We start from the raw sequence: 22,515 nt of genomic DNA, 5'->3' as shown, positions 1-22,515 counted from the left end.
CAACGCCTTCCTCATGGGCGTGGGCCACCACGAGGCGGCCTGGCGGCACCCGCGCACCGAGCCGGCCCGCCTCACCGATGTGCGCCATTATCAGGAGCTGGCCAGGATCGCCGAGCGGGGCAAGCTCGACTCGGTCTTCCTCGCCGACGGCGTGGCCCTGCACGGCGACGTCGCCCACAACGCGCTCGGCGGCCTGGAGCCGCTGACGTTGTTGTCGGCCCTGGCCGCGGTCACCGACCACATCGGCCTCATCGCCACCGTCTCGACGACGTACAACGAGCCCTTCCACGTGGCACGCAAGTTCGCCTCGCTCGACCACATCAGCGGCGGCCGGGCCGGCTGGAACATCGTCACCTCGGCCGGCGAGGCCGAAGCCCGCAACTTCGGCGTCGAGCGGCCCGCGCACGCCGCCCGCTACGCCAGGGCGAGCGAGTTCCTGGAGGTCGTGCGCAAGTTGTGGGACAGCTGGGAGGACGGCAAGGAGTTCGCCGCCCGCCACGCCGAAGCGGTCTTCACCGCGCAGCAGACGCTCGCCGAGGGGCAGGTGTTCTACGCCGACCTGAAGGGCCGCCTGGCCGTATACGGTCGCCGGCCCGATGAACTGCTGGTCCTGCCGGGGATCTCGCCGATCATCGGCTCGACCGAGCGGGAGGCGCTGCGGCTGGAGAAGGAGCTGGAGGACCTCATCATCCCGGCGTACGGGCTGGCCCAGCTCTCCCATCTGACCGGGATCGACCTGACCGAGGACGCGCTGGACGGGCCGCTGCCCGACGTGCCCGTCGAGACGGAGGGCGCGCAGAGCCGCCGCAAGCTGGTGGTGGACCTGGCCAGGCGGGAACGCCTCACGGTCAGGCAGCTCCTCGGCCGCCTGGCCGCGGGCGCGGCCACCGGGTCGTCGCCGGCACGCCCGAGCAGATCGCCGACCAGATCCAGGAGTGGTTCTTCAACGGCGCGGCCGACGGATTCAACGTCATGCCGCCGATCCTGCCCGGCGGCCTGTCCGACTTCGTGGACCATGTGGTGCCGGAGCTACAGGTCAGAGGGCTCTTCAGGCACGAGTACGAGGGCCGCACGCTCCGCGACACCTACGGCCTGGCCAGACCCCGTTCCCAGTACGCCGCGCAGCTGGCGGTGGCCGGATGAACATCGTCACGCTGATCGGGAATCCCCGGGAGGGCTCCAGGACGCGGACCGTCGCCATCGCGGCCGCCGAGGCGATCGCGGCCAGGATCGGAGCCGCCGGGCCCCACGAGGTCGTGGACCTGTCCGCGCTCGGCCCGCACCTGCTCTCACCCGGCGCGTCCCCCGGGGTCGAGGTGGCGCTGGAGCTGGTGGCCCAGTCGAGCGTGCTCGTGGTGGCCAGCCCCACGTACAAGGGCGCCTACACCGGGCTGCTCAAGTCCTTCCTCGACCGCCTGCCGCGGGACGGCCTGGCCGGCAAGGCGGCGCTGCCCCTGCTGGTCATGGGAGGTCCCAAGCATGCGCTCGCGGTCGAGGTGCACCTGCGGCCGCTGCTGGTGGAACTCGCGCCGCCGTGCCCACACCGGGGCTGGCGGTGCTCGAGACACAGCTCCCGGGCCTGGCGGAGATCCTGACGGTCTGGGCGGACCAGGTCGCCCCGCAGGTGGCCGCTGTGCTGGGGGAGAGGGTGTTGTCGTAGCAGTCGGCGGTGGCCGCCGGTCGGCGGCCACCGCTGTTGACGCGTCCGTGCGCGCGCCGCTAGCCTCAAGAAACTGTTCTAGAAGACTAGAACTGAAAGGGAGGGTTGAGCATGGGCGAACAAGCCGTGCGGACACCGCTCACCGGGCAGACCGGGCCGTATTTCGGCAGGTTCGGCGGCCGGTTCATCCCGGAGGCGCTGGTGGCCGCCCTGGACGAGCTGGATGTCGCTTACCGGGACGCGCTGGCGGATCCGGAGTTCATGAGGCGGATCGACGAGCTGCACAGCACCTACGTGGGCCGGCCGAGCCTGATCACCGAGGCGCCGAGGTTCGCGCGGCACGCCGGCGGGGCGCGCATCCTGCTCAAGCGCGAGGATCTCAACCACACCGGCTCCCATAAGATCAACAACGCCGTGGGCCAGGCGCTGCTCACGCTGCGCATGGGCAAGACCCGCGTCATCGCCGAGACGGGCGCGGGCCAGCACGGCGTGGCCACCGCCACCGCGGCCGCGCTGCTCGGCCTGGACGCCGTGGTCTACATGGGCGAGGTCGACATGCGCCGCCAGGCGCTCAACGTGGTCAGGATGCGGCTGCTCGGCGCCGAGGTGATCCCCGTGACCTCGGGCTCGCGCACGCTCAAGGACGCCATGAACGAGGCCATGCGCGACTGGGTGACCAATGTCGAGAACACCCACTACCTGATCGGCTCCGCCGCCGGGCCGCATCCGTTCCCGACCATGGTGCGCGAGTTCCAGCAGGTCATCGGGGTGGAGGCGCGGCGACAGGCGCTGGCGCTGGCCGGGCGGCTGCCCGACGTCGTGTGCGCCTGCGTCGGCGGGGGGTCGAACGCCATCGGGATCTACCACGCGTTCCTCGACGACCCGGAGGTGGAGCTGGTGGGGCTCGAGGCCGGGGGCGACGGGGTCGAGACCGGCAGGCACGCGGCGTCCGTCTCCGGCGGCGCGCTCGGCATCCTGCACGGCACCCGGACGTTCGTGCTGCAGGACGCGCACGGGCAGACCATGGAGAGCCACTCGATCTCCGCGGGGCTCGACTATCCGGGGGTGGGGCCGCAGCACGCGTGGCTGCACGACATCGGCCGGGTCCGCTACGCGTCGGTGCCGGACATGGAGGCCATGGAGGCGTTCGCGCTGCTGTGCCGTACCGAGGGGATCATCCCGGCCATTGAGAGCGCGCACGCGCTGGCCGGCGCCATCCGGGAGGGCAGGCGGCTGGGGCCGGACGGGATCGTGCTCGTCAACCTGTCCGGCCGCGGCGACAAGGATGTGGACACGGCAGCCCAATACTTCGGCCTGCTGAAGGAGAACGGCGCGGGGTCGCGCGACGGGGAGGGGAGCGGCGAATGAGCGCGCGGACGACCATCGAAAAGGCCCGGCGGGAGGGGCGGGCCGCGCTCATCGGATACCTGCCGGTCGGCTTTCCCGACGTCGCCACGTCGGTGGCGGCGATGCGGGCCATGGTGGCCGGCGGCGTGGACGTCCTGGAGGTGGGCCTGCCGTACTCGGACCCGCTCATGGACGGCCCGCTCATCCAGCGGGCCACCGAGGCGGCGCTCGCCGCCGGCGTCACCCCGGCGGACGGGTTCACCGCCGTCCGGGAGGTCGACGCGCCGGCGCTGGTCATGACGTACTGGACGCTCGTCGACCGCTACGGAGTCGCGCGGTTCGCGGCGGACCTGGCCGCCGCGGGCGGCGCCGGGATGATCACACCGGACCTGATCCCCGACGAGGCCGGCGGCTGGCATGCGGCGGCCGACCTGTACGGGCTCGATCGCGTGCACCTGGTGGCCCCGACCTCCACGCGGGAGCGGCTGGCCCTGGCCGCCCGGTCCTCGCGCGGCTTCCTGTACGCGGCGTCGCTCATGGGGGTGACCGGCGAGCGGGACCTGGTGAGCACGACGGCGAAGGACCTGGTCGCTCGGGTCAAGGAGGTCACCGACCTGCCCGTGTGCGTCGGGCTCGGCGTGGGCACCGGCGCGCAGGCCGCCGAGGTCGCCGGCTTTGCCGACGGCGTGATCGTCGGCTCGGCGTTCGTCCGCGCGCTCATGGACGCCCCGGACCCGGCCTCAGGGGTGGCCGCGGTCGAGGGCGTGGCTCGGGAACTCGCCGCCGGTGTGCGAAGGGCAGCCGGCGTCGGGGCGATGTGAGATCAGCGCCCGTCGGGATGGCCGCCTCAGGCGTCCAGGCGGAGCGAGACGGCCGGTTCCGGGACCTGGCGCCGGGTGGTGAACACGATGTGGGCGGCGCACATGACCGCCCGGTCCGCCAGCACCGCCCGGTCCTGCGCGTCATACGTGACCCGCGTGCTCATGAGCGCCGCGTCCCCCACCGGCCGCCGCAACACGGCAGCCTGCTCCTCCGACAACACCACCGGCCTGATCGCCTCGGTCGCCCACGCCGGCGACACCCCGCACCGCTCCTCGATCAGCCGATAGAGCGGTGTGCGCTCCAGCTCGATGCCCGCGGGCTCCGCGCCCAGGTCGAGCGGCGTGTAGGACACCTGGTGGATCACGGGGGAGGCGTCCACGACCCGCAGCCGTTCGATGACGGTGACCTCGGCGTCCGGGCCCAGCCCCAGCTCGGCCCGCACGGCCGCCGACGGCCTCTCGCGGCGCAGGCCGAGCAGCACCGTCTGCAGCTCGATCCCCTGCCCGGCGAGGTCTTCGGCGAGGCTGCCCAGGTTGTTCATCTGGTAGGGGATCACGTGTCCGGCCACGAACGTGCCGAGCCCCTGCCGCTGCTCGATGCGCCCCTCCGCGCTGAGCCGCTGCAACGCCTGCCGCACGGTCATCAGACTGACGCCGTAGTAATCGCTCAGCTCCCGCTGCGCGGGCAGCGGCTCGCCGGGCGCGAACGCGCCATCGTCGATCTGGGCGAGCAGATCACGGTAGATGGCCTGATATTTCGGCTCACCCCCCTGTGACCCCGTGAGGCGCGGCCGCGGTTTTCCCTGAGGGAACGTCGGCATGTCTTACTCCTGGCTGACAATAGAAGCCTATCTTCGCCTACTGGCGCACCACCCTGGGAGCTGCCATGATCCGGACCACCCGGGCAAGCCCTCCAGCGAGGTGAAAGATCGTGATATTCCGTCGAGTCCTGTCCGTCGCCGCCGCCGCGGCAGCGCTCCTGCCCTTGGCGCCGGGCGCGGCCGAGGCCGCGAGCCGCGCCACCCGGTTCGCCACCTTCAACGCCTCGCTCAATCGCAACGTCGAAGGCCAGCTCGTCAGCGACCTGTCCACGCCGGACAACACGCAGGCGAAGGTCATCGCCGAGATCATCCAGCGGGCCCGCCCCGACGTCCTGCTCATCAACGAGTTCGACTACGACGCCAACGGCACGGCCCTGCGTCTCTTCCACGACAACTACCTGTCGGTGGGCCAGGGCGGCGCGCAACCGATCACCTATCGGTACCGCTACACGGCCCCCAGCAACACCGGCATCGCCTCCGGGTTCGACCTGAACAACAACGGGTCCGTCGTCACCACGCCCGGCGCGCCCGGCTACGGCGACGACGCGTTCGGCTTCGGGGTCTTCCCCGGCCAGTACGGCATGGCGGTCTACTCGAAGTATCCGATCGACGTGCGCGGGATCCGCACCTTCCAGAAGTTCCTGTGGAAGGACATGCCCGGCGCCGCCCTGCCCGACGACCCGGCCACGCCGGACCCCGCCGACTGGTACTCGCCGGACGAGCTCAAGGTGTTCCGCCTGTCCTCCAAGAGCCACTGGGACGTGCCGGTCCGCGTCGGGCATCGTACGGTGCACTTCCTGGTCAGCCACCCGACGCCGCCCACGTTCGACGGCGCGGAGGATCGCAACGGCCGCCGCAACCACGATGAGATCAGGCTCTGGGCCGACTACACGAACCCGGGCCGCGGCGGCTACATCTACGATGACCGCGGCCGGCGCGGCGGACTGCCGGCCGGCGAGCCGTTCGTGATCGCGGGCGACCAGAACGCCGACCCCAGCGACGGCGACAGCTACCAGGGCGCCATCCACCAGCTCCTCGACCACCCGAAGATCGACAGCGGGTTCGCGCCGTCGAGCGAGGGCGCGACGGAGGCCGCCGCGCTGCAGGGCGGCGCGAACGCCACCCACAAGGGCGACCCCAAGGACGACACCGCCGACTTCGCCGACACCGCGCCCGGCAACCTGCGCGCCGACTACGTGCTGCCGTCCAAGCGGCTGCGGGTGGCGGGCGGCGGCGTCTTCTGGCCGGTGTCCAGCGACCCGCTGTCGCGCCTGACCGGCGTTTTCCCCTTCCCCAGCTCCGACCACCGCCTGGTGTGGCTGGACGTCAAGCAGTAGCAGGGCGCTACGTCCGTTCGAGCTCGGTCATGGCCGCACCGCGGGTGGCGGTGAAGAAGGGTACGGGCCTGTGCCCGTACCCTTCTCACGACGAACGGATCAGTGCGAGAACGCCTGGAACTCTGCCGCCCTGACCTGGTCCCGCTGTGCACTGGCCGTGGCGCAGTCCGTCGCGGAGTTCGGATCCTCGTCCTGCTCGCCCGCGTACAGCGGGTTGCCCGTGCACTGCGTGCTGACGACGCGCAGCATCAGATGCGTGGCGGCCGCCGGCCGGACGTCGAACGACTTGAAGATCATGTCCGCGCCCCTGGGCCGCGGCAGCGTCGTGCGGAAGGCGTCCGCCGGGCTGGTGTAGATCTTCGTGTAGTTCGCCGGATCGGCGCAGCCCGAGCTGCAGGCCAGCACCTCGAAGGCCCGCAGGGAGGAGAAACGGTTCTGGCCGCCGGGGTCGGCGGCGTCACCGATGTTGGGGCGGAGCATCGCGCTCACCTGGACCCGGCGGATCGGGACGGGCGCCTCGCCCGCCAGGTCCACGACCACCGACTTGCCGGCCGGCGCCCCGGTGAGCGAGGCCCAGTTCGTGGCCTCCGTCTCGTCGATCAGCTTGGGCTGGTTGACGCCGTCGCCCGAGGCCACGGCGCCGCTCGCCGCCGAGGCATGGTTGCGGGGCAGCGCCAGTGGCAGCGGCAGCTTCACTCCGGGGAGCACCGCGAACTTCAGCCGGCGGTGGCCGAAGCCGTTGCCCGCGACCACGAAGTCGTAGACGCCGGGCGTCATCTCGACCGTGTCGGCGAGCGGGGTGGCCGGGTCGGTGTCGGCGACCGGGACCACACGGCCCTCGTAGTCGCCGACGTACAGCCGCAGTGCCGCGTCCTTGGCCTCACCCAGGGGCTTGAGCTGCAGCGAGCCGTTCTTGCCCACCGGGTTGACGAAGCTCGGCGTCGGGTCGGCGTCGTTCGCTCCCGCACTGGTCGCGCCCTTGCCCAGGCCGTGCTCGGCGAACGCGCGCCACATGATGTCGTGGTTCTTGCCGCCGAAGCGCATCGCGTCGGCCGCGAGCAGTGCGTCGCGGTGGTCGACGTAGCTGACCGCGCCCGAGGCCATCAGCAGCAGGGCGTCGAACGACAGCTGCGCCCAGCGCCGGTTGCCCGGGCACTTGTCGACCGGCGTCTTGCCGTCCGCGCACGAGCGCTGCTGCTTCGACGTGCCGTCGCCGTAGCGCTTGACGAAGGCCGTGCGCACGTCGAACTGCGTGGCCGACCAGATCTCGCCGTCGGCGTGGACCTGCTGGCCGACGATGTCGTAGGCGACGTCGCTGTAGTTGAGCGGCGACTTCGACATGTCGTAGTTCCTGATGCCGCGGACCTTGTCGCCTGTCACGTAGCCGCCGGTGACGTACGGCGTCGCCCCTGAGGGCCGGAAGCCGTACTCGAAGAGGTACTCCATCGCGAACAGGTCAGAGGTGCTCTCGTTCATGGCGCCGGCCTGCGCGCCGCTCCACCCGGCGGCCGGGCCGCCGATCATGCGGCCGGAGATCGCGTGGGTGTATTCGTGGGCGATGACCGACATGTCGTAGTCGCCGTCCACGCACGGCGCGTAGAAGGCGCCGGCGATCGGCTGCCACAGGTACATGTTGGTGATCGGCGCGACGCCGTCAGGGCCGGTGATCTGGTTGGCGTTGTCGCGTACCGACAGCACCCGCGCGCCTGCCTGGGCGTTGCCCTGCTCGGGGTCGTTGCCGAGCGCGCCCCTGTCGCCGTTGTCGGCCTGCATGTTCCAGGCGGTCTCGGTGAAGCCGAGCCGGTACGACCAGTCGTGCATGCGGTTGTGCATGCCCTTCAGGTTGGCGATCGCGGCCTCGAGGTCGTTCTCGCCTTCCTGGTCCAGCACCGCGGGGTTGCACTTGGCCTCGTACCAGGTGTTGCGCCACGGGAAGGCGTAGTTCCTGCTCGGCGTGATCACGTTCGGGCGGGTGCCGACGGTGAACGGGTCGCCGCTGGCTCGGTTCTCGAACGTCCTGGCCGCGTTGCCGAGGCTGGTGTTCGTCGGCTCGCCGGTGACGTGGTCGACGTCCCAGGCCTTGCCGGTCGCCGGGTCGCCGCCGCTCACGTAGTCACAGCCGGTGCCCGGCTGGTAGCACCAGGTCTGGCGGGTGTCCGTGGAGGAGTAGTCGTCGCGGGGGTTCGCCGGGAACACCTCCCAGTGTGGGTTGTCCGGGTCTTGGTGGTGATCGACAAGGTTCTCCCGTACCAGGATGGCGCCGCTGACCGCGTCCACATGCGTCGTGTACGCCGCCGCCTCGCCGTCCCCGCCGCCGATCAGCACGACCTGGTACGCGTTGTGCACCCCGTCGGGAGCGGGCACCGCCACCGGGGTCGCCTGCTTGGTGGCCGCCGTGGCCAGGTCGATGCCGCCGTCCCTGGCCGCGATCTCCATCGCCTGCTGCGCGCTGATCGCGGCGGCCGGGGGCGCCTGGGTGGCACGCGACAGCGTGGAGGTGACGTGCCTGACCGTGCCGTCGACGACGCCGATCGCGACGAGCCCGTCCACCCCGGCGGGCAGGTCTCCGAACCGCTGCCGCAGCAGCACGGCGTGGCCTGCGCCGATGGGGTTGACCGCGACCCGCTCCAGCGCGTCGACGGCCTCGGCCGGCAGGCCGAAGATGCTCTCGTTGTTCTTGAGGTAGGCGCGCGCGGCCTGCTCGGGGTCGGAACCGAGGCCCTCGGCCAGGGGTTCGGAGCTGACGACGGCGGCCGGGGTGCCGAGAGCGTTCCAGCGGATCTCGGCAGCGGGGCCCGCCCTGCGGGCGTTGGCGGGCGGCGCCACCCGGCCCTGCCGGTTGTCCACGTCCGGCTTGCCGTGCTCCTCTGCCTGGAAGTCGTGGACGATGTTCGGTTTGGCGCGTTCGCCTTGGGCGGCCCCGGTGGGGGCCAGAGCCGATGCGGCTAACGCGACGACGATGAGGGTGCTGCTGCGTAACCAGGACTTCGACGACACGGTCGGTTCCCTCCTGCGTGTCCGGGTGTGCGCGGATCACGCGCACTCGCAAGAGGTAACACCGCATTGACCACGTGACAAGATCTACGTTCGGGTCGCCGTGCCGCGATGATGGGGTTGGCGCACGCATCTCGGAAAGCCGGGGCAGCATGCCTGAGGCCCGGCGGGGTGTGGGTGCGCCGGGCCTCAAGTGTGGAGGTTTAGTAGATGCGGTACTTCTTGCCGCAGTTGTCGAACTTGCCGGCCCAGCAGGTGAAGGTGTAGATCTTCTTGATCCCCTTACCGTGCCAGCTGCTGACGACCTTGCCATCCCAGGCGCGGTTGAACTTGTGCCAGCCGCCGTTCTGGTAGTACTCGAACCAGACCCAGCCCTTCTTGCCGCCCTTCTTGTCGACCCCGTACCACTTCGTGTAGACCGTGTGGCCCTTCTTGAAGGTGTGGCCGTAGGTGTAGGCCTTGCCATCGCTCGAGAAGAACTTGCCCCACTTGACGACGGTGGTGGCCGACTGGGTCGCCGTCTGGGTGGCGGCCTGGGCGGCCGGGGCGAGCGCGAGGCCGGTGACGGCCATCGAGCCGGCGAGGGTCGCAATCGCAAGGGTCTTACGCATGTGGGTTCCTCCCCCTGATCGGTGCTGCCGGTTTCGTCCGGCAGCACGGACATTACGGAGAGCGGAATGGATCATCTGTGGAGAAATCCACACGCCAAGGGTGATGCGCGACACAGCCCCTTTACTGGACGATGTCGCGCAGCGCCTTCTTGTCGATCTTTCCGATCTTGGTCAGGGGGAGCTCCTCCACGAGGACGAGGTGTTCGGGGAGCTTGTAGCGGGCGACCTCCATGCCGGTCAGAGCCTGCCGGATCTCTTCCAGCGTGAGCTGGTGCCCGGCTTCGGGGACCACGACCGCGCACACCCGCTCGCCGAGGTCCGGGTCGGGTTTGGCGACGGCGGCCACCCGGGAGACCCCCGGGACGCGGTAGAGGAGGTTCTCGACCTCCTCCGCGGAGATCTTCTCGCCGCCGCGGTTGATGAGGTCCTTGCTCCGGCCCTCGACGACGAGGTTGCCCGAGGGGTGCATCCGTACGACGTCGCCGGTGCGGTACCAGCCGTCGGGCGTGAAGGAGCGGGCGTTGTGGTCGTCGGCCCGGTAGTAGCCGCGCGGGGTGTACGGGCCGCGGGTCAGCAGGGCGCCCATCTCGCCCGGGGCCACGGGCTCGTCCGCCGTGTCGACGATGAGGATCTCGTCGTCGGGGCACATCGGACGGCCCTGCGTGTAGATCTTGACGTCGTCGGAGTCGTCCAGGCGCGTGTAGTTGAGCAGCCCTTCCGCCATGCCGAACACCTGCTGGAGCGTGCAACCGAGCAGCGGTTCGACGCGGCGGGCCACCTCCGGGGCGAGGCGGGCGCCGCCGACCTGTAGCAGCCGCAGCGACTCCGGCGCCGGGTGGCGGCCCGAGTCGACGGCGTCGATCCAGCGTTGCGCGACGGCCGGCACGGCGGCCGCGGCCGTCACGCCCTCGGCCGCCATCAGGGGCAGCGCCTTGCCGGGTTCCGGGGTGCGCACGAGGACGACCCGCCCGCCGTTCATGAAGGTGCCGAGGATGCCGGGGCAGGCGAGCGGGAAGTTGTGCCCGGCGGGCAACGCCACCAGATAAACGGTGTCCCGGCCGAAGCCGCTGACCTCGGCGCTGCGGCGGGCGTTGTACTCGTAGTCGTCGTGGGTGCGGGTGATGAGCTTGGGCAGCCCCGTCGTGCCACCGGACAGGAGGAAGACGGCCACCTCGCCGCTGCCGGGCGCGAGCTCGTCGAGCGCGGCGCGGGCGGCGGCCGGGTCGTCCGCGGGCCCGGCCAGGGCGCGCAGGTCGGCAGCCTTCTCGTCCACGTCGGCACCCGCGACCAGGAGCGTCCCTACGCTCGGGGTGCTTGCGGCGATCTCCTGGGCGAGCGCCTGGTGGTCGAAGTCGCCGATGCGGTCGGGGACGGCGATGGCGGTCACGTCGGCGTGCGCGGCCAGATAACGCAGCTCGTGGCCGCGGTGGGCGGGCAGCGCCATGACGGGCGCGATGCCCGCGCGCAGGCAGGCCAGGGTGAGCGTGACGAACTCCCAGCCGTTCGGCAGCTGGACGAGCATCGTGTCGCCCGGCTCCAGCCCCGCCGCCAGGAGCCGGACGGCCAGCCCGTCCGCGCGTGCGGCCAGCTCGCGGTAGGTCAGCCGGATGTCGCCGTCGACGACGGCGACCGCGTCCCCGTACGTGTCGGCCCATTCGTGCAGGTAACTCCCGAGTGGCCGGCCACGCCAGTACCCGGCCGCGCGGTAGCGGTCGGCCGTCTCCTCGGGCCAGGGGACGAATCCCTCACGCATCGTCGGACCCTCCTTGATCGTCACGGAGCAGCAGTACGGCGTCGAGCGCGACGATATCGCCGTCGGGCAGGACCCGCAGGGGATTGATCTCGCACTCCGCCACGGCCGGGTCGGCGCCCAGGGAGGAGAGGGCGAGCAGGACGTGGGCGAGCCTGGCCGGATCCACCGGCGCCGCGCCCCGGGCGCCCTGGAACAGGGCGCGGGTGGCGAGGTCGTCGAGCATGGTGCCGGCCTCGTTCGCCGTCAGAGGCGCCAGGCGCAGGGAGACGTCGCCGAGCGCCTCGGCGGCCGTCCCGCCCGCGCCCAGGGCGACGACCGGCCCGAAGACCGGGTCACGGCGTACGCCGGCGATCAGTTCCGGGCCCGCGGGAGCCATCCGCTCGATCAGCAGTGCCGGGCTGGCGGGCAGGCGGTCGAGCGCGGCGTCGAGGTCTTCGTGCGTCCGGACGCCGACCCGGACGCCGCCCACCTCGGTCTTGTGCAGCACCTCCGGGTCGAGGATCTTCACCACGACCGGGCCGCCGAGCTCGTCGAGCGCGGCATGCGCGGCTTGCGGGCCGGCGCACACGCGGCGTTCGGGGGTCCGGACGCCGAAGCCGGCCAGGACGTTCTTGGCGGTGTGCTCGTCGACCGGATCGGACAGCGCCAACGCGGGCCAGGTCGTGGGGATGACGTCCTCGCCGAGGCGGCTGCGGTTGGCCGCGTCCTGCGCCAGAGCCCGCACCATGGTCGCGCCGGCGGCCGGCGTGGTGGCGCACGGGATTCCCGCCGCACCGAGCACCGCGCGGGTTCGGCGGGCCTGCTCCGGCGGGCCGCCGACCACGGCGACCAGCGGCGTGGCCGGGCGAGCGGCCGTCAACGCGGCGGGCAGGTCGAGGGCGGCGGGTTCCAGCAACGCGTACACGGCCGTGACGTCGACGTCCGGGTCCGCGGACACGTGCTCGATCACCTGGGTGAACGTGCCGGAGGGGCGGCCGGTGTCGACGGGATTGCGCTGGTAGGTCAGGTCGGGCAGCAGCTCGCCGATCTCCTTGACCGTACGCTCCGCCAGCTGCGGGACCCGGACGCCGGCCGTGCGCAGCGCGTCGGTGAGCAACAGTCCGGGGCCGGCCTGCGCGGTGACCAGCCCGACGCCGGAGCCGGGCCGGGCGGGCAGGCGCACGCAGGCCAGCGCGGAGACGGCGTCGACGAGCTCCCGCTCGTCATCGACGAGGACCGCGCCCGCCTGACGCAGGGCCGCACGGGTGACCCGCCAGGAGGTGGCCAGCGCGCCGGTGTGGGAGCGGGCGAAGTCGCCGACGTCGCTGCGGCCGACGACCAGGGCCACGACGGGGACCCGGTCCACCAGACGCCGCACGGCGGCGGTCAGGCGGCGGCCGTCCGCCGCCGTCTCGACGTGCAGGGCCACCGCGCCGAGCCCGTCGTCGCCGGACAGGTGGTCCAGGACGTCCGCCTGCGTGACGTCCACGCTGTTGCCGAGGCCGACACCGAGGCGGAGGCCCACTCCGGCGTCGGCGAGGGCGAAGGCGAGAGCGTGGTTGACACCGCCGCTCGCGGCGACCACGGCCACAGGGCCCGCCTCGAGGTCTCTGGCGTCCGGGACGAAGCTGGCGGTCAGCGAGGCGTGCGGGGCGATGAAGCCGGAGGTGTTGGGACCGAGCAGACGGATGCCGGTGTCCCGCGCCACCGCGCTCAGCGCCTCCTGGTGGGCCGTGCCTTCGGCGCCGGACTCGGCGAAGCCGCCGGCGCACACCAGCGCCGCCCGTGCCCCCGCGGCAGCCGCCTCACGCAGCGCGTCGGCGGTCAGGGCGGCGGGAATGCAGGAGATCACCAGGTCAGGGGCGATGCCTTCGGCCGCGACCGCCGCGGCCACGGTCGGGAAGAACCGGCCCGGGTTGATCTTCATGACCGGGCCGGGAAAGCGGTCCAGGGAAGCGGTCATGGCCGTGCCGAGCTTGCCGGGGACGTCCGAGGCACCCAGGATCGCGATGGATCGGGGTGCGAACAGCGGATCGAGGGTGTTCACTCGGCGACTCCCACGAGGTCGGCGCGGCCGGACAGGAGCAGCGTGGCCGCGGCGTCGTCGTCGTAGTGCCCGACGATCGCGGCAGGCAGGCCGTGAGCGAGCCGCGCTTCCTCGGCGACCAGCACCCGGGTCAGGGGAGTCCCGCCGCGCACGCCGATGAGCGGAGCGCCCACGCTGGCGCGGACGTGAGCGAGGGCCTGCGGCAGTTCGGCTTCGCTGCCGGGAGCGTCGATCCACACGCCCGAAGTGGACGGACGGCCGGTGAAGGGGGCCATCGGGATCTCGGTGCCGTCGTCCCCCACGAGAGCGGCGTCGGTCGCGGTCACCCTGCGGCCGGGCAGTCTGAGGAAGGGAGTGTCCAGCGGGGGAGCTCCGTGCCGCTCGTGCCACCATCGGTCGACCCGCTCGGCGAACTGCCGGTCGCGCACGGCGAGCTTGGCCCTTGGGATGGAGCGGCTCAGGAAATGGAAGGCGAACTGCAGCGGATCATCGAAGGCGCGCACGTACCGGCCGAAGTGCTCCCACCAGGACAGGCTGGGCCGTGCGGAGTTCTGGATCTTCTCGACCTGCGGGCGGCGCCGCAGCTCGTAGAGCTCCAGGGCGGCGGGGATGTCGTGCGGCGTCTCGGCCAGGGCCTGGGCGAGGGCGACGGCGTCCTCCATCGCCATCTTGGTGCCCGAACCCACCGAGAAGTGCGCCGTGTGAGCGGCGTCGCCGAGCAGCACCCAGTTGCCGCGCCGCCACGAGCGCGCCTTGCGGGTGGCGAAGTTCGCCCACCGGGAGTTGTTGCCGACGAGGGAGTGACCGTCGATCTGGTCGTGGAAGAGCCACTTCAGGTAGGCCTTGCTCCTCTCGTCGCTCACCCCGGGCGGTGTCGCCGGGTCGAAGGCGTCCAGCCCGGCCGCGGCCCACGAGTCGGCGTCGGTCTCCACGATGAAGGTGCTGAGCGAGTCGCTGATGGGATAGGCGTGCGCGGCGAACACCCCGTGCGGGCCGTCCTCATGGACGAACGTCAGCCCGTCGAACATGTACGTCGTGCCGAACCAGATGAACTTGGCGGCCGCGACCTCCGCCGTGGGGCCGAAGTCATCGGCGAACATCCGCCGGAACCGGCTGTTGGCGCCGTCGCAGGCGACCACCAGGTCGAAGCCGTCCAGCTCGGCCGGATCGTTGATCTCGTGCTCGAACCGCATGGTCACGCCCTCGGCGCGGGCCCGCTCCTGGAGCAGGGTGAGCAGGGTCTTGCGGACCACCGCGGCCATGCCCATGCCGCCGACGCGCTCCCGCGCGCCGTGCACCCGCACCTCGATCTCGTCCCAGTGCCGGCCGTGCTTCTCCAGCGCCTCGCTGAGCACCGGGTCGGCGGCGTCGATCGCGCCCAGGGTGGCGTCGGAGAAGACCACCCCGAACCCGAACGTGTCGTCGGGGCGGTTGCGCTCGAAGACCACGACCTCCGACTCCGGCCGGTCCCGCTTGATCAGCGTGGCGAGGAACAGTCCGCCCGGGCCGCCGCCCACGCACGCGACCCTCATCGTGCTTCCTTCACTCTCACGACGCCAACATATGACATTTGATTCACCGTCGTCTAGAAAATGACACGAATCAGGTGGCCGTGGGATCGGCGACCAGGCGGTCGACGTACGCCTCGGCCTCGCTCCGCAGCAGGCCGTGGGCCTCGAGGAACATCTCATGGGCGGCCCGGCCGCACCAGCCCTCGGGCAGCAGCTCGGGCGGCAGGTCGGGATCCCGGAACGGGAACATGCGGTAGTCGTGGATCAGCTGCATCCGCTCGACCAGCGCCTGCCTGCCGCGCAGCTCGCCGGCGCGGTAGCGGGCCAGCCGGGGGCGGTAGTGGTCGAGCAGCCCACGGTAGTCCTTGTCCAGCCCGGCCAGGTCCCAGGACCTGGCCGCCATCTCCCGGTCCGCCGCGGCACCTTCCGAGCGGGCGCGCAGCACATCGAGCCGGATCGCGGGATGGTCGGCGAAGTCGGCCCTGACCTGCGCGATCCGGTCGTGGGGACTGATCCACACGGAGGCGGACAACATGCCGAACCCGAGCCAGGCCAGCCGCTTGCGCAGCTGCTCGCGCAGGGTCCGCTCCGACTCCGGCACCGAGTAGATGACCATGTGCCACTGGCCGTCCCACGGCCCGGGCTCGCGGGCGAAGATCCGTGCCCTGCCGTCGTCGAGCAGCCGCCAGGCGGCGCCGGTGAGGACATAGCTGGTCTCCCTGCCCTCGCGGCGGCCCTCCAGCCAGCCCTCCTTGCGCATCCGCGCGACCATCACGCGCACCGTCGCCTCGGGCACGTCGAAGCACCCCATGAGCGCCACCAGGCCGCGCAGCCGGACCTCTCCTCCGCGATAGCGCAGGTAGTCGCCGAACACATCGAAGACCAGCGACCGTGGCTTCACTCGCGCCTCCCGTTGACATGTTTCAATTGCTTGACGATCGTCTCATGGTTAGCCCATATTTCAAAGAACTCACCGCCACGCTCGGTGGCGGGGCCGCCACGTCACGAGGAGACGCCATGGCAGAGACTTTCGTCCTCATCACCGGTGCCTGTCACGAGGGCTGGACCTGGCGGCTGGTCGCCCAGCACCTGCGTGCCGCCGGGCACCGCGTCCTGGCCCCTACCCTGCCAGGCCTGGCCGACGGCGACGACCCCGAGCGCTACAGCCTGGCGGAGGTCGGCGACTTCATCGTCGACCTCGTCGAGCGTCATGACCTGACGGACGTCACCATGGTCGGGCACAGCTGGGGCGGCTACCCGATGACCGGCGCCGCCCACCGGCTCGCGCCCCGGCTGCGCAAGCTCGTCTACTGGGGCGCGTTCGTCCCGGCGCAGGACACACCCCTGATGGGGGAGGTGCCGCCGCACTACGCCGAGATGTTCACCCAGCTCGCGGCGGCCTCCGGCAACAACAGCATCGTCTTCCCCTACGAGGTGTTCTGCGGCGCGTTCATGCAGGACGCCGACGAGAGCACGCAGCGCCTGATCCACAGCCTGCTGGTGCCGCAGCCGATGCGGTACTTCACCGAGACCGTCACCCCGGTGGACCCGGCGGCGCTCGGCGTGCCGGCCAGTTACGTGGTCGGAACCGACGACTTCGCCCTGCCGCCCGGAGAGCACGGCTGGACGCCCCGCTTCCCGCAGCGCCTCGGGCCCGACACGCCTGTCATCGAGCACCCGGGCAGCCATGAAGCCCAGTTCACCCGTCCGGCCGAGCTCGCCGCCGCCCTGCTCAAGGCATGACGGCGGCACTGCCGGCCCCTTCGCGGGGCCGGCGGGGCCGTTGTCAGAGCTTGAGCAGCGCCTCGGCGTTCTGGTGGCTGATCTTCGCCCGGTCGGACTCGCTGATGGGGGCGTTGTCGAGGAAGGCGGCGGCCTTGCCGATGTCCTCGAAGGGATAGTCGGAGCCGAACAGGATGTGGTCGGCGCCGAGTGCCAGCAGGGCGCACAGGAGCGGCGGGGCCGAGCAGACGCCGCTCGTGGTGATGTAGAGGTTGCGACGCAGATATGCCGACGGGTTGCCCAGCTTCAGCTCGATGCCGTGGTGGTTGTGGAAGCCCCAGCGCGAGTCGAGGCGCCACAACGCGTACGGCAGCCCTTCGCCCATGTGTCCCAGCAGCAGCTTCGCGTTGGGGAAGTCGTCGAAGACACCGCCGAAGACCAGGCGCAGCGCGTGCGCGGCGGTGTCAGTGCCCCAGCTCCACATGGGCCCGATGAGCTCGGGGTGGTCCGACAACACGTGCGGAGCGTCGTAGCCGTTGGCCGGGTGCAGGTAGAGCGGCACATCGAGCCCTTCCGCGTACTCCCACACCACCCGCAGCGAGGGGTGATCCAGATAGCGGCCCTGAGTGTGCGCGTTGACCAGCGCGCCCCGCAGACCGAGCTGGGTGACGGCGCGCTCCAGCTCCTTGGCGGCCGCCTGCGGGTCCTGCAGGGGCAGCGCGGCGAAGCCGGCGAAGCGGGTCGGGTGCTCGGCGATGACGCCGGCGAGGAAGTCGTTCACCGCCGCCGCCCGCGCCACGGCGACCGCCGGGTCGCTCTCGGCCTGGATGCCGGGGGAGTTGAGCGAGAGCACCTGGACGTCGACGCCGGCCGCGTCCATCGCCGGCAGGCGCTCCTCCGCGAGGTCCAGCAGCCGGCGCGAGGCCTCGCGCCACGCGTCGGGGCGGGCGACCGTGGCCGTCCCGGCGCCGTAGCCGACGAGCTCCTCCGTGACGAAGTGCTCCTCCAAGCCGATCTTGCGCATGTCCGTACCCCTCTGTCTGTTTCACCAATATGCATTGACTTCATCAATAGTGGAAAGTACGGTGACCGCATGTCAAGCTCACAACACGGTCACCACACGGTGATGGGAGAGTGCGATGTCGCCGTAGTGGGGTATGGGCCGGTCGGGATGGCGACTGCCGCCCTGCTGGCCCAGGCCGGGCATCGCGTGATCGTCCTGGAGCGGTACGCCGGCCTCTACAACCTGCCCCGCGCCGCGATCTTCGACGACGAGACGATGCGCACGCTGGACAAGCTGGGCGTGGCCCAGGAGCTGCTGCCGAAGGTGCGCGTGCAGCGCACCTACGAGTGGTGCGACGCCGACGGCGAGGTGCTCATCGACGTCGACTACGCCGAGGTGGGCCGCAGCGGCTGGGCCGAGTGGTACATGATGTACCAGCCGGACCTCGAAGACGCCCTCGATCGGGTCTGCCGGAGTTTCCCGCAGGTGACGATCAGGCACGGGGACCGGGTGACCGCGCTGGAGCAGACCGCGTCCGGCGTCGTGGTCACCGTCGAAGGCCCCGACGGCCCCGGCGCCGTGACCGCGCGTTACGTCGTGGCGTGCGACGGCGGCAACAGCTTCGTCCGCCGGTCGCTCGGCGTCGACCAGGACGACTACGGATTCTCCGAGCCGTGGATGGTCTGCGACTTCCGCCTGCGCCGGCCGGTCGACGTGCCGCCGGCGCGCCAGGTCGGCGATCCCCGCCGGCCGACGTCGATCATCTCGCTCGGGCCGTCGCACCACCGGTTCAGCTTCATGCTCGACTCGGAGGAGGACTTCGCCGTCCAGAGTGCTCCCGAGCTGGTCTGGGCAAGGGTCGCGGCCTACCTCGGGCCCCAGGACGCCGACCTCATCAGGGTCGCCACGTACACCTTCCGCTCGCTGATCGCGCACCACTGGCGGATCGGGCGGATCATGCTCGCCGGGGACGCCGCGCACCAGATGCCGCCTTTCCTCGGGCAGGGCATGTGCTCGGGCATCCGCGACGCGCAGAACCTCGCCTTCAAGCTGGACCTGATCCTGACCGGGCGGGCGGAGGAGGACCTCCTCGACAGTTACCAGCCCGAGCGGGAGCCGCACGTGCGCGCGGTCGTCGAGAAGGGCATCGAGCTCGGCCGGCTGCAGACCATCCGCGACCCCGAAGCCGCCGCCGCCCGCAACAGGGAGCTGCTCGCCCGGCGGGCCAAGGGACGGAAACAGGAGAAGATCCGCTTCCCCGGTCTGGCGACGGGCTTCCTGGCGAAGGAGTCGGCGCCCGGGCGGGGAGAGCTGGCGGTCCAGGGCGTGGTGGACGACGGCGCCCGCCGCGCCCGCCTCGACCAGATCATCGGCCACGGCTTCCACCTGCTGGTGACCGAACCGGTGCGCCGGGAGCTCGACCGCGACGGCCTCGTCACCGCGCTGGAGGCCGCCGGCGTCTGTGTCGCCACCCTGGCCTGGGAGGCTCCCACCAGCGGTGATGTCCTGTTCGACGTGGACGGCACCTACCATGGGTGGTTCACCGGGCACGGCTGCTCCGCCGTCGCCGTCCGCCCCGATTTCTATGTCTTCGGCACCGCCTGCGACGCTGCGGCGGCCCGCATTCTCGCCGGCGAGCTCCTCGCCGGCCTCGGCGCCGGCGCGACCGTACCCGCCGGCGCGTCCCACAGCCTCTGAACTCCGAACACCCCCTGCAACACGGCTGGAGCAGCCATGCACACCACCACCCCCACCACCGCCCGACGAACGCTTTCCGAGAAGACCATGCTCATCGTGGTCGCGATCTTCGCGGCCCTGGAGGGTTACGACCTCGCCTGCTACGGCGTCACCGTGCCCTCGATGCTCGCCGACCGCAATATGGGCGGCGACGCGGCGACGGCGGGCACGGTCGGATCCCTCGTGGCCGTCGGCATGATGATCGGCGCCGGCCTCGCCGGCGCGGCGATCAGCCGCCTCGGCCCGCGCCGGCTGCTGCTGACCGGGGCCGGAGCGTTCTCCGCCGGCATGCTCGCCTGCGCCGTGGCACCCGGCTTCGCCGTGTTCGGCGCGGCCCGCCTGCTCGTGGGCGTCGGGCTCGGCGTGGTGCTGCCGACCCTGACCGCGTACGTGGCCGACCTGTCCGACCCGGGGCGGCGCAGCCGCAACGTCGGGCTGATGATGTCCGGGTACGCCCTCGGCGCCCTGCTCGCCCCCCTGCTCGGCGCGGGGCTGCTGCCGCACGCGTCGTGGCACTGGATCTACGTCATCGGCGCCGCCCCCGCGCTGGTGCTGCTGCCGATCGCCGCGCGGATCCTCCCGGAGAGCCCCGTCCACGCCGACCGCTCCGCCCGGCCCGCCGCCCGAAGCGACCTGTTCGGCCTGAAGCCCCTGCTCGCCCCCGGCACGCGCACGGTGACCGTGCTGTTCTGGATCGCGTCGTTCTGCGGCCTGCTGCTGGTCTTCGGCATCAGCACCTGGCTGCCCACCATCATGAGGACCAGCGGCTACTCGCTCGGGTCGGCGCTGCTGCAGACGGCCGCCATGTGGGTGGGCGCGGGACTCGGCATGATCGCCGGCGGGCGCATCGCCGACGGGATCGGGATCAAGCCGGTCGTGTCCACGGCCTTCCTCGTCGGCTCGGTCAGCCTCATCGCGATGAGCACGCGTCCCGCGATCGTGCTGCTGTTCCTGCTGATGTTCGTCAGCGGGCTGGGGTTCATCGGCTCGCAGGTGATGACCAACGCCTTCATCGTCAACCGCTATCCCGAGGACCTCCGCGGAGCCGGGATCGGCTGGGCGTTGTCGGTCGGACGGCTCGGCGCCATCCTCGGGCCGTCGATGGGCGGCTGGATCCTGTCCTCCCAGCTCGGCGTGGAGTGGAACTTCTACCTCTTCGCCATCCCCGGCCTGATCGGCGCGACGGCCGCCGCCCTCGTCCCGGTGGTTCGCGCTCGGCACGCGGTGCCGGAAGCTGCCGGATGAGACCGTTCACGTACGAGACGTTCGCGGCCCGCGTGGTCTTCGGACGCGCCGAGGGCGCGCTGGCCGCGGAGGTCGAGCGCCTCGGCGCGCGCCACCCCCTGATCGTGACCACGCCGCGCACCGCCCCGCTCGCCGCGACGCTGGCCCGGCCGCTGTCCGTGGCCGGAGTCTTCGACGGCGTACGACCGCACGTGCCGGTGGAGACGGTCGACCAGGCCGTCGAGCTGGCCACGCGGACCGGCGCGGACGCGGTGCTGAGCGTCGGCGGCGGCTCCACGACGGGCACGGCCAAGGCGATCGCGCTGCGCACGTCGCTGCCCATCGTGGCCGTGCCGACCACGTACGCCGGCTCCGAGGTCACCCCCGTCTGGGGCACGACCGAAGGCGCGCGCAAGACCACCGGCCGATCACCGCTGGTCCTGCCCAAGGTCGTGCTGTACGACCCGGACCTGACCACGACCCTGCCGGCGGCGATGACGGCCGCCAGCGCGATGAACGCGATGGCCCACTGCGTCGAGGCGTTCTACGCGCCCGGCGCGAACCCCGTCACCGATCTCGTCGCCGCCGAAGGCGTCCGGGTGATCGCCGACGCGTTGCCGGCCGTCATGTCCCGCCCCGCCGACGCGGCCGGGCGCGCCGGGCTGCTGTACGGGGCCTACCTGGCCGGGTCCGCCTTCGGCGTCGCGGGGTCCGGGCTGCACCACAAGATCTGCCACGTCCTGGGCGGCGCGTTCGGCCTGCCGCACGCCGAGACCCACACGGTGCTGCTGCCGTACGTGGCGACCTTCAACGCGCCGGCGGTGCCCGCCCTGCGGACGCGGGTCGCTCCGGCCCTCGGCGCCGACGACGTCGCCCATGGCCTGACCGGGCTCGCGGCCCGGATCGGCGCCCCGGTGTCGCTGGCCCAGATCGGGCTCGCGGAGGACGATGTGGACACAGCAGTGCGGCTCGTGCTGGAGAAGGACTTCGGCGACAACCCGCGGCCCGTGGGCGAGCCCGAGGTACGCGGGATCCTGACCGCCGCCCTGCGAGGAGAATCACTATGACCACTCAGCCGATGCCCACGGCCGACCGGGCGCTCACCGATCGTGTGCTGGCCAGCTTTGACGCGGCCCCCTCCGCCCGGGTCCGCGAGGTCATGCGCAGCCTGGTCACGCACCTGCACGCTTTCGCCTCCGACGTGCGGCTCACCGAGGAGGAGTGGGCCGCCGCGGTCTCCTTCCTCACCCGGGCAGGCCAGATCAGCGACGACCGGCGGCAGGAGCTGATCCTGCTCTCCGACGTGCTGGGGCTGTCGATGCTGGTGATCGGCATCAACCATCCGGCGACCGAGACCGCGACCGCCTCCACCGTGGTCGGCCCGTTCTTCGTCGAGAACGCACCCGAGTTCGCCAACGGCGACGACATCTCCGGCGGCGCCGGGGGAGAGCCGTGCTTCTACTCCGGGCGGGTGCTCTCGGCGACGGGCGCGCCGATCCCCGGGGCGCGGATCGAGGTCTGGCACTCCGACGACGAGGGCAACTACGACGTGCAGTACGCCCAGCTCGACGGCGCCCAGGGCCGGGGCCGCCTGCGCTCCAACGCCGACGGCCGCTACTGGTTCTCCTCCGTGCTGCCGGTGCCGTACCCGATCCCGCACGACGGGCCGGTCGGGGACCTGCTGGCCGCCGCCAAGCGCGACTCCATGCGGCCGGCCCACGTGCACTTCCAGATCAGCGCTCCGGGATTCGCCACGCTCACCACCCATGTGTTCGCGGCAGGGGACCCCTATCTCGGCTCCGACGCCGTCTTCGGGGAGAAGGACTCGCTGGTGCGCGACTTCGTCCGGCACGACCCCGGCCCCGCCCCCGACGGCCGGGTGCTCGACAGCGCCTTCTTCACGATGGACTTCGACTTCGTCCTGGACGTCGCCGACTCCGTATAGTTT

17 protein-coding genes and 1 pseudogene are annotated in these 22,515 nt (G+C 71.7%); 10 read left to right on the top strand and 8 right to left on the bottom strand.

Annotation, left to right across the window (positions count from 1 at the left end):
* Positions 1-13 precede the first annotated feature (13 nt).
* From ACTWQA_RS08365 to trpA, 4 genes and pseudogenes are all read left to right on the top strand, one after another.
* Positions 14-403: pseudogene (locus ACTWQA_RS08365) on the top strand (LLM class flavin-dependent oxidoreductase); the annotation flags it as partial.
* Between the two features lie 736 nt (positions 404-1,139).
* A complete protein-coding gene (locus ACTWQA_RS08360; protein ID WP_443158710.1) occupies positions 1,140-1,595 on the top strand; it encodes an NADPH-dependent FMN reductase in 456 nt (151 codons plus the stop codon).
* Positions 1,596-1,771: 176 nt separating this feature from the next.
* The gene (gene trpB / locus ACTWQA_RS08355; protein ID WP_443158688.1) at positions 1,772-3,028 is read left to right on the top strand and encodes a tryptophan synthase subunit beta; all 1,257 of its coding nucleotides are present in this window, start codon (positions 1,772-1,774) and stop codon (positions 3,026-3,028) included.
* Positions 3,025-3,828, top strand: a complete 804-nt coding sequence (gene trpA / locus ACTWQA_RS08350) for a tryptophan synthase subunit alpha (RefSeq protein ID WP_443158687.1) — start codon at positions 3,025-3,027, stop codon at positions 3,826-3,828. The genes trpB and trpA overlap by 4 nt, the downstream gene beginning before the upstream one ends.
* Positions 3,829-3,854: 26 nt before the next feature.
* Here trpA and ACTWQA_RS08345 read toward each other — a convergent pair whose 3' ends face one another.
* The gene (locus tag ACTWQA_RS08345) at positions 3,855-4,649 is read right to left on the bottom strand and encodes a GntR family transcriptional regulator (RefSeq protein WP_443158686.1); all 795 of its coding nucleotides are present in this window, start codon (positions 4,647-4,649) and stop codon (positions 3,855-3,857) included.
* 110 nt (positions 4,650-4,759) lie between these two features.
* On the opposite strand from ACTWQA_RS08345, the gene ACTWQA_RS08340 reads away from it, so the two are divergent.
* Positions 4,760-5,986 carry an endonuclease/exonuclease/phosphatase family protein gene (locus tag ACTWQA_RS08340; protein WP_443158685.1) on the top strand — a complete coding sequence of 409 codons (1,227 nt, stop codon included), beginning with the start codon at positions 4,760-4,762 and terminating at the stop codon, positions 5,984-5,986.
* 99 nt (positions 5,987-6,085) lie between these two features.
* Here ACTWQA_RS08340 and ACTWQA_RS08335 read toward each other — a convergent pair whose 3' ends face one another.
* The 6 genes from ACTWQA_RS08335 to ACTWQA_RS08310 all read right to left on the bottom strand — a co-directional run bounded on the left by ACTWQA_RS08335 (position 6,086) and on the right by ACTWQA_RS08310 (position 15,782).
* Complete coding sequence (locus tag ACTWQA_RS08335) at positions 6,086-8,983, bottom strand: M36 family metallopeptidase (RefSeq protein WP_443158684.1); 2,898 nt, start codon at positions 8,981-8,983, stop codon at positions 6,086-6,088.
* Positions 8,984-9,183: 200 nt separating this feature from the next.
* Positions 9,184-9,591 carry a hypothetical protein gene (locus tag ACTWQA_RS08330; RefSeq protein ID WP_443158683.1) on the bottom strand — a complete coding sequence of 136 codons (408 nt, stop codon included), beginning with the start codon at positions 9,589-9,591 and terminating at the stop codon, positions 9,184-9,186.
* A 121-nt stretch (positions 9,592-9,712) separates the two neighbouring features.
* Positions 9,713-11,344, bottom strand: coding sequence for a (2,3-dihydroxybenzoyl)adenylate synthase (locus tag ACTWQA_RS08325; RefSeq protein ID WP_443158682.1), 1,632 nt, complete (start codon positions 11,342-11,344; stop codon positions 9,713-9,715).
* Positions 11,337-13,370 carry an acetate--CoA ligase family protein gene (locus ACTWQA_RS08320; RefSeq protein WP_443158681.1) on the bottom strand — a complete coding sequence of 678 codons (2,034 nt, stop codon included), beginning with the start codon at positions 13,368-13,370 and terminating at the stop codon, positions 11,337-11,339. The genes ACTWQA_RS08325 and ACTWQA_RS08320 overlap by 8 nt, the downstream gene beginning before the upstream one ends.
* Positions 13,367-14,902, bottom strand: a complete 1,536-nt coding sequence (locus tag ACTWQA_RS08315) for an FAD-dependent monooxygenase (RefSeq protein ID WP_443158680.1) — start codon at positions 14,900-14,902, stop codon at positions 13,367-13,369. The genes ACTWQA_RS08320 and ACTWQA_RS08315 overlap by 4 nt, the downstream gene beginning before the upstream one ends.
* Before the next feature lie 70 nt (positions 14,903-14,972).
* Entirely contained in the window at positions 14,973-15,782 is an 810-nt protein-coding gene (locus tag ACTWQA_RS08310; RefSeq protein WP_443158679.1) for a PaaX family transcriptional regulator, read from the bottom strand.
* Between the two features lie 116 nt (positions 15,783-15,898).
* Between ACTWQA_RS08310 and ACTWQA_RS08305 the strand changes: the two genes are divergently transcribed.
* Positions 15,899-16,624 (top strand): alpha/beta fold hydrolase, encoded by a 726-nt coding sequence (locus ACTWQA_RS08305; RefSeq protein ID WP_443158678.1) that lies wholly within the window; start codon positions 15,899-15,901, stop codon positions 16,622-16,624.
* A gap of 43 nt (positions 16,625-16,667) precedes the next feature.
* On the opposite strand, the gene ACTWQA_RS08300 is transcribed toward ACTWQA_RS08305, so the two are convergent.
* Positions 16,668-17,627 carry an amidohydrolase family protein gene (locus ACTWQA_RS08300; protein ID WP_443158677.1) on the bottom strand — a complete coding sequence of 320 codons (960 nt, stop codon included), beginning with the start codon at positions 17,625-17,627 and terminating at the stop codon, positions 16,668-16,670.
* Positions 17,628-17,696: 69 nt separating this feature from the next.
* On the opposite strand from ACTWQA_RS08300, the gene mhpA reads away from it, so the two are divergent.
* The 4 genes from mhpA to ACTWQA_RS08280 are packed head-to-tail and all read left to right on the top strand — an operon-like array spanning position 17,697 to position 22,512.
* Complete coding sequence (gene mhpA / locus ACTWQA_RS08295) at positions 17,697-19,304, top strand: bifunctional 3-(3-hydroxy-phenyl)propionate/3-hydroxycinnamic acid hydroxylase MhpA (RefSeq protein ID WP_443158676.1); 1,608 nt, start codon at positions 17,697-17,699, stop codon at positions 19,302-19,304.
* 36 nt (positions 19,305-19,340) lie between these two features.
* Entirely contained in the window at positions 19,341-20,588 is a 1,248-nt protein-coding gene (locus ACTWQA_RS08290) for an MFS transporter (protein WP_443158675.1), read from the top strand.
* The gene (locus ACTWQA_RS08285) at positions 20,585-21,634 is read left to right on the top strand and encodes a maleylacetate reductase (RefSeq protein WP_443158674.1); all 1,050 of its coding nucleotides are present in this window, start codon (positions 20,585-20,587) and stop codon (positions 21,632-21,634) included. The genes ACTWQA_RS08290 and ACTWQA_RS08285 overlap by 4 nt, the downstream gene beginning before the upstream one ends.
* A complete protein-coding gene (locus ACTWQA_RS08280) occupies positions 21,631-22,512 on the top strand; it encodes an intradiol ring-cleavage dioxygenase (protein ID WP_443158673.1) in 882 nt (293 codons plus the stop codon). Before ACTWQA_RS08285 ends, ACTWQA_RS08280 begins: the two co-directional genes overlap by 4 nt.
* Positions 22,513-22,515 lie beyond the last annotated feature (3 nt).

The organism is Nonomuraea sp. 10N515B (assembly GCF_052245915.1).
Taxonomy (GTDB): domain Bacteria; phylum Actinomycetota; class Actinomycetes; order Streptosporangiales; family Streptosporangiaceae; genus Nonomuraea.
This window is presented reverse-complemented; position numbering and strand designations above follow the sequence as displayed.

What these genes read in the sequence shown, in the direction of transcription:
- ACTWQA_RS08330 (WP_443158683.1), bottom strand. Translation starts at nt 9,591, where the DNA reads ATGCGTAAGACCCTTGCGATTGCGACCCTCGCCGGCTCGATGGCCGTC.
- ACTWQA_RS08345 (WP_443158686.1), bottom strand. Translation starts at nt 4,649, where the DNA reads ATGCCGACGTTCCCTCAGGGAAAACCGCGGCCGCGCCTCACGGGGTCA.
- ACTWQA_RS08280 (WP_443158673.1), top strand. Translation starts at nt 21,631, where the DNA reads ATGACCACTCAGCCGATGCCCACGGCCGACCGGGCGCTCACCGATCGT.
- ACTWQA_RS08315 (WP_443158680.1), bottom strand. Translation starts at nt 14,902, where the DNA reads ATGAGGGTCGCGTGCGTGGGCGGCGGCCCGGGCGGACTGTTCCTCGCC.
- trpB (WP_443158688.1), top strand. Translation starts at nt 1,772, where the DNA reads ATGGGCGAACAAGCCGTGCGGACACCGCTCACCGGGCAGACCGGGCCG.
- trpA (WP_443158687.1), top strand. Translation starts at nt 3,025, where the DNA reads ATGAGCGCGCGGACGACCATCGAAAAGGCCCGGCGGGAGGGGCGGGCC.
- ACTWQA_RS08325 (WP_443158682.1), bottom strand. Translation starts at nt 11,344, where the DNA reads ATGCGTGAGGGATTCGTCCCCTGGCCCGAGGAGACGGCCGACCGCTAC.
- ACTWQA_RS08360 (WP_443158710.1), top strand. Translation starts at nt 1,140, where the DNA reads ATGAACATCGTCACGCTGATCGGGAATCCCCGGGAGGGCTCCAGGACG.
- ACTWQA_RS08290 (WP_443158675.1), top strand. Translation starts at nt 19,341, where the DNA reads ATGCACACCACCACCCCCACCACCGCCCGACGAACGCTTTCCGAGAAG.
- ACTWQA_RS08285 (WP_443158674.1), top strand. Translation starts at nt 20,585, where the DNA reads ATGAGACCGTTCACGTACGAGACGTTCGCGGCCCGCGTGGTCTTCGGA.
- ACTWQA_RS08300 (WP_443158677.1), bottom strand. Translation starts at nt 17,627, where the DNA reads ATGCGCAAGATCGGCTTGGAGGAGCACTTCGTCACGGAGGAGCTCGTC.
- mhpA (WP_443158676.1), top strand. Translation starts at nt 17,697, where the DNA reads ATGTCAAGCTCACAACACGGTCACCACACGGTGATGGGAGAGTGCGAT.
- ACTWQA_RS08305 (WP_443158678.1), top strand. Translation starts at nt 15,899, where the DNA reads ATGGCAGAGACTTTCGTCCTCATCACCGGTGCCTGTCACGAGGGCTGG.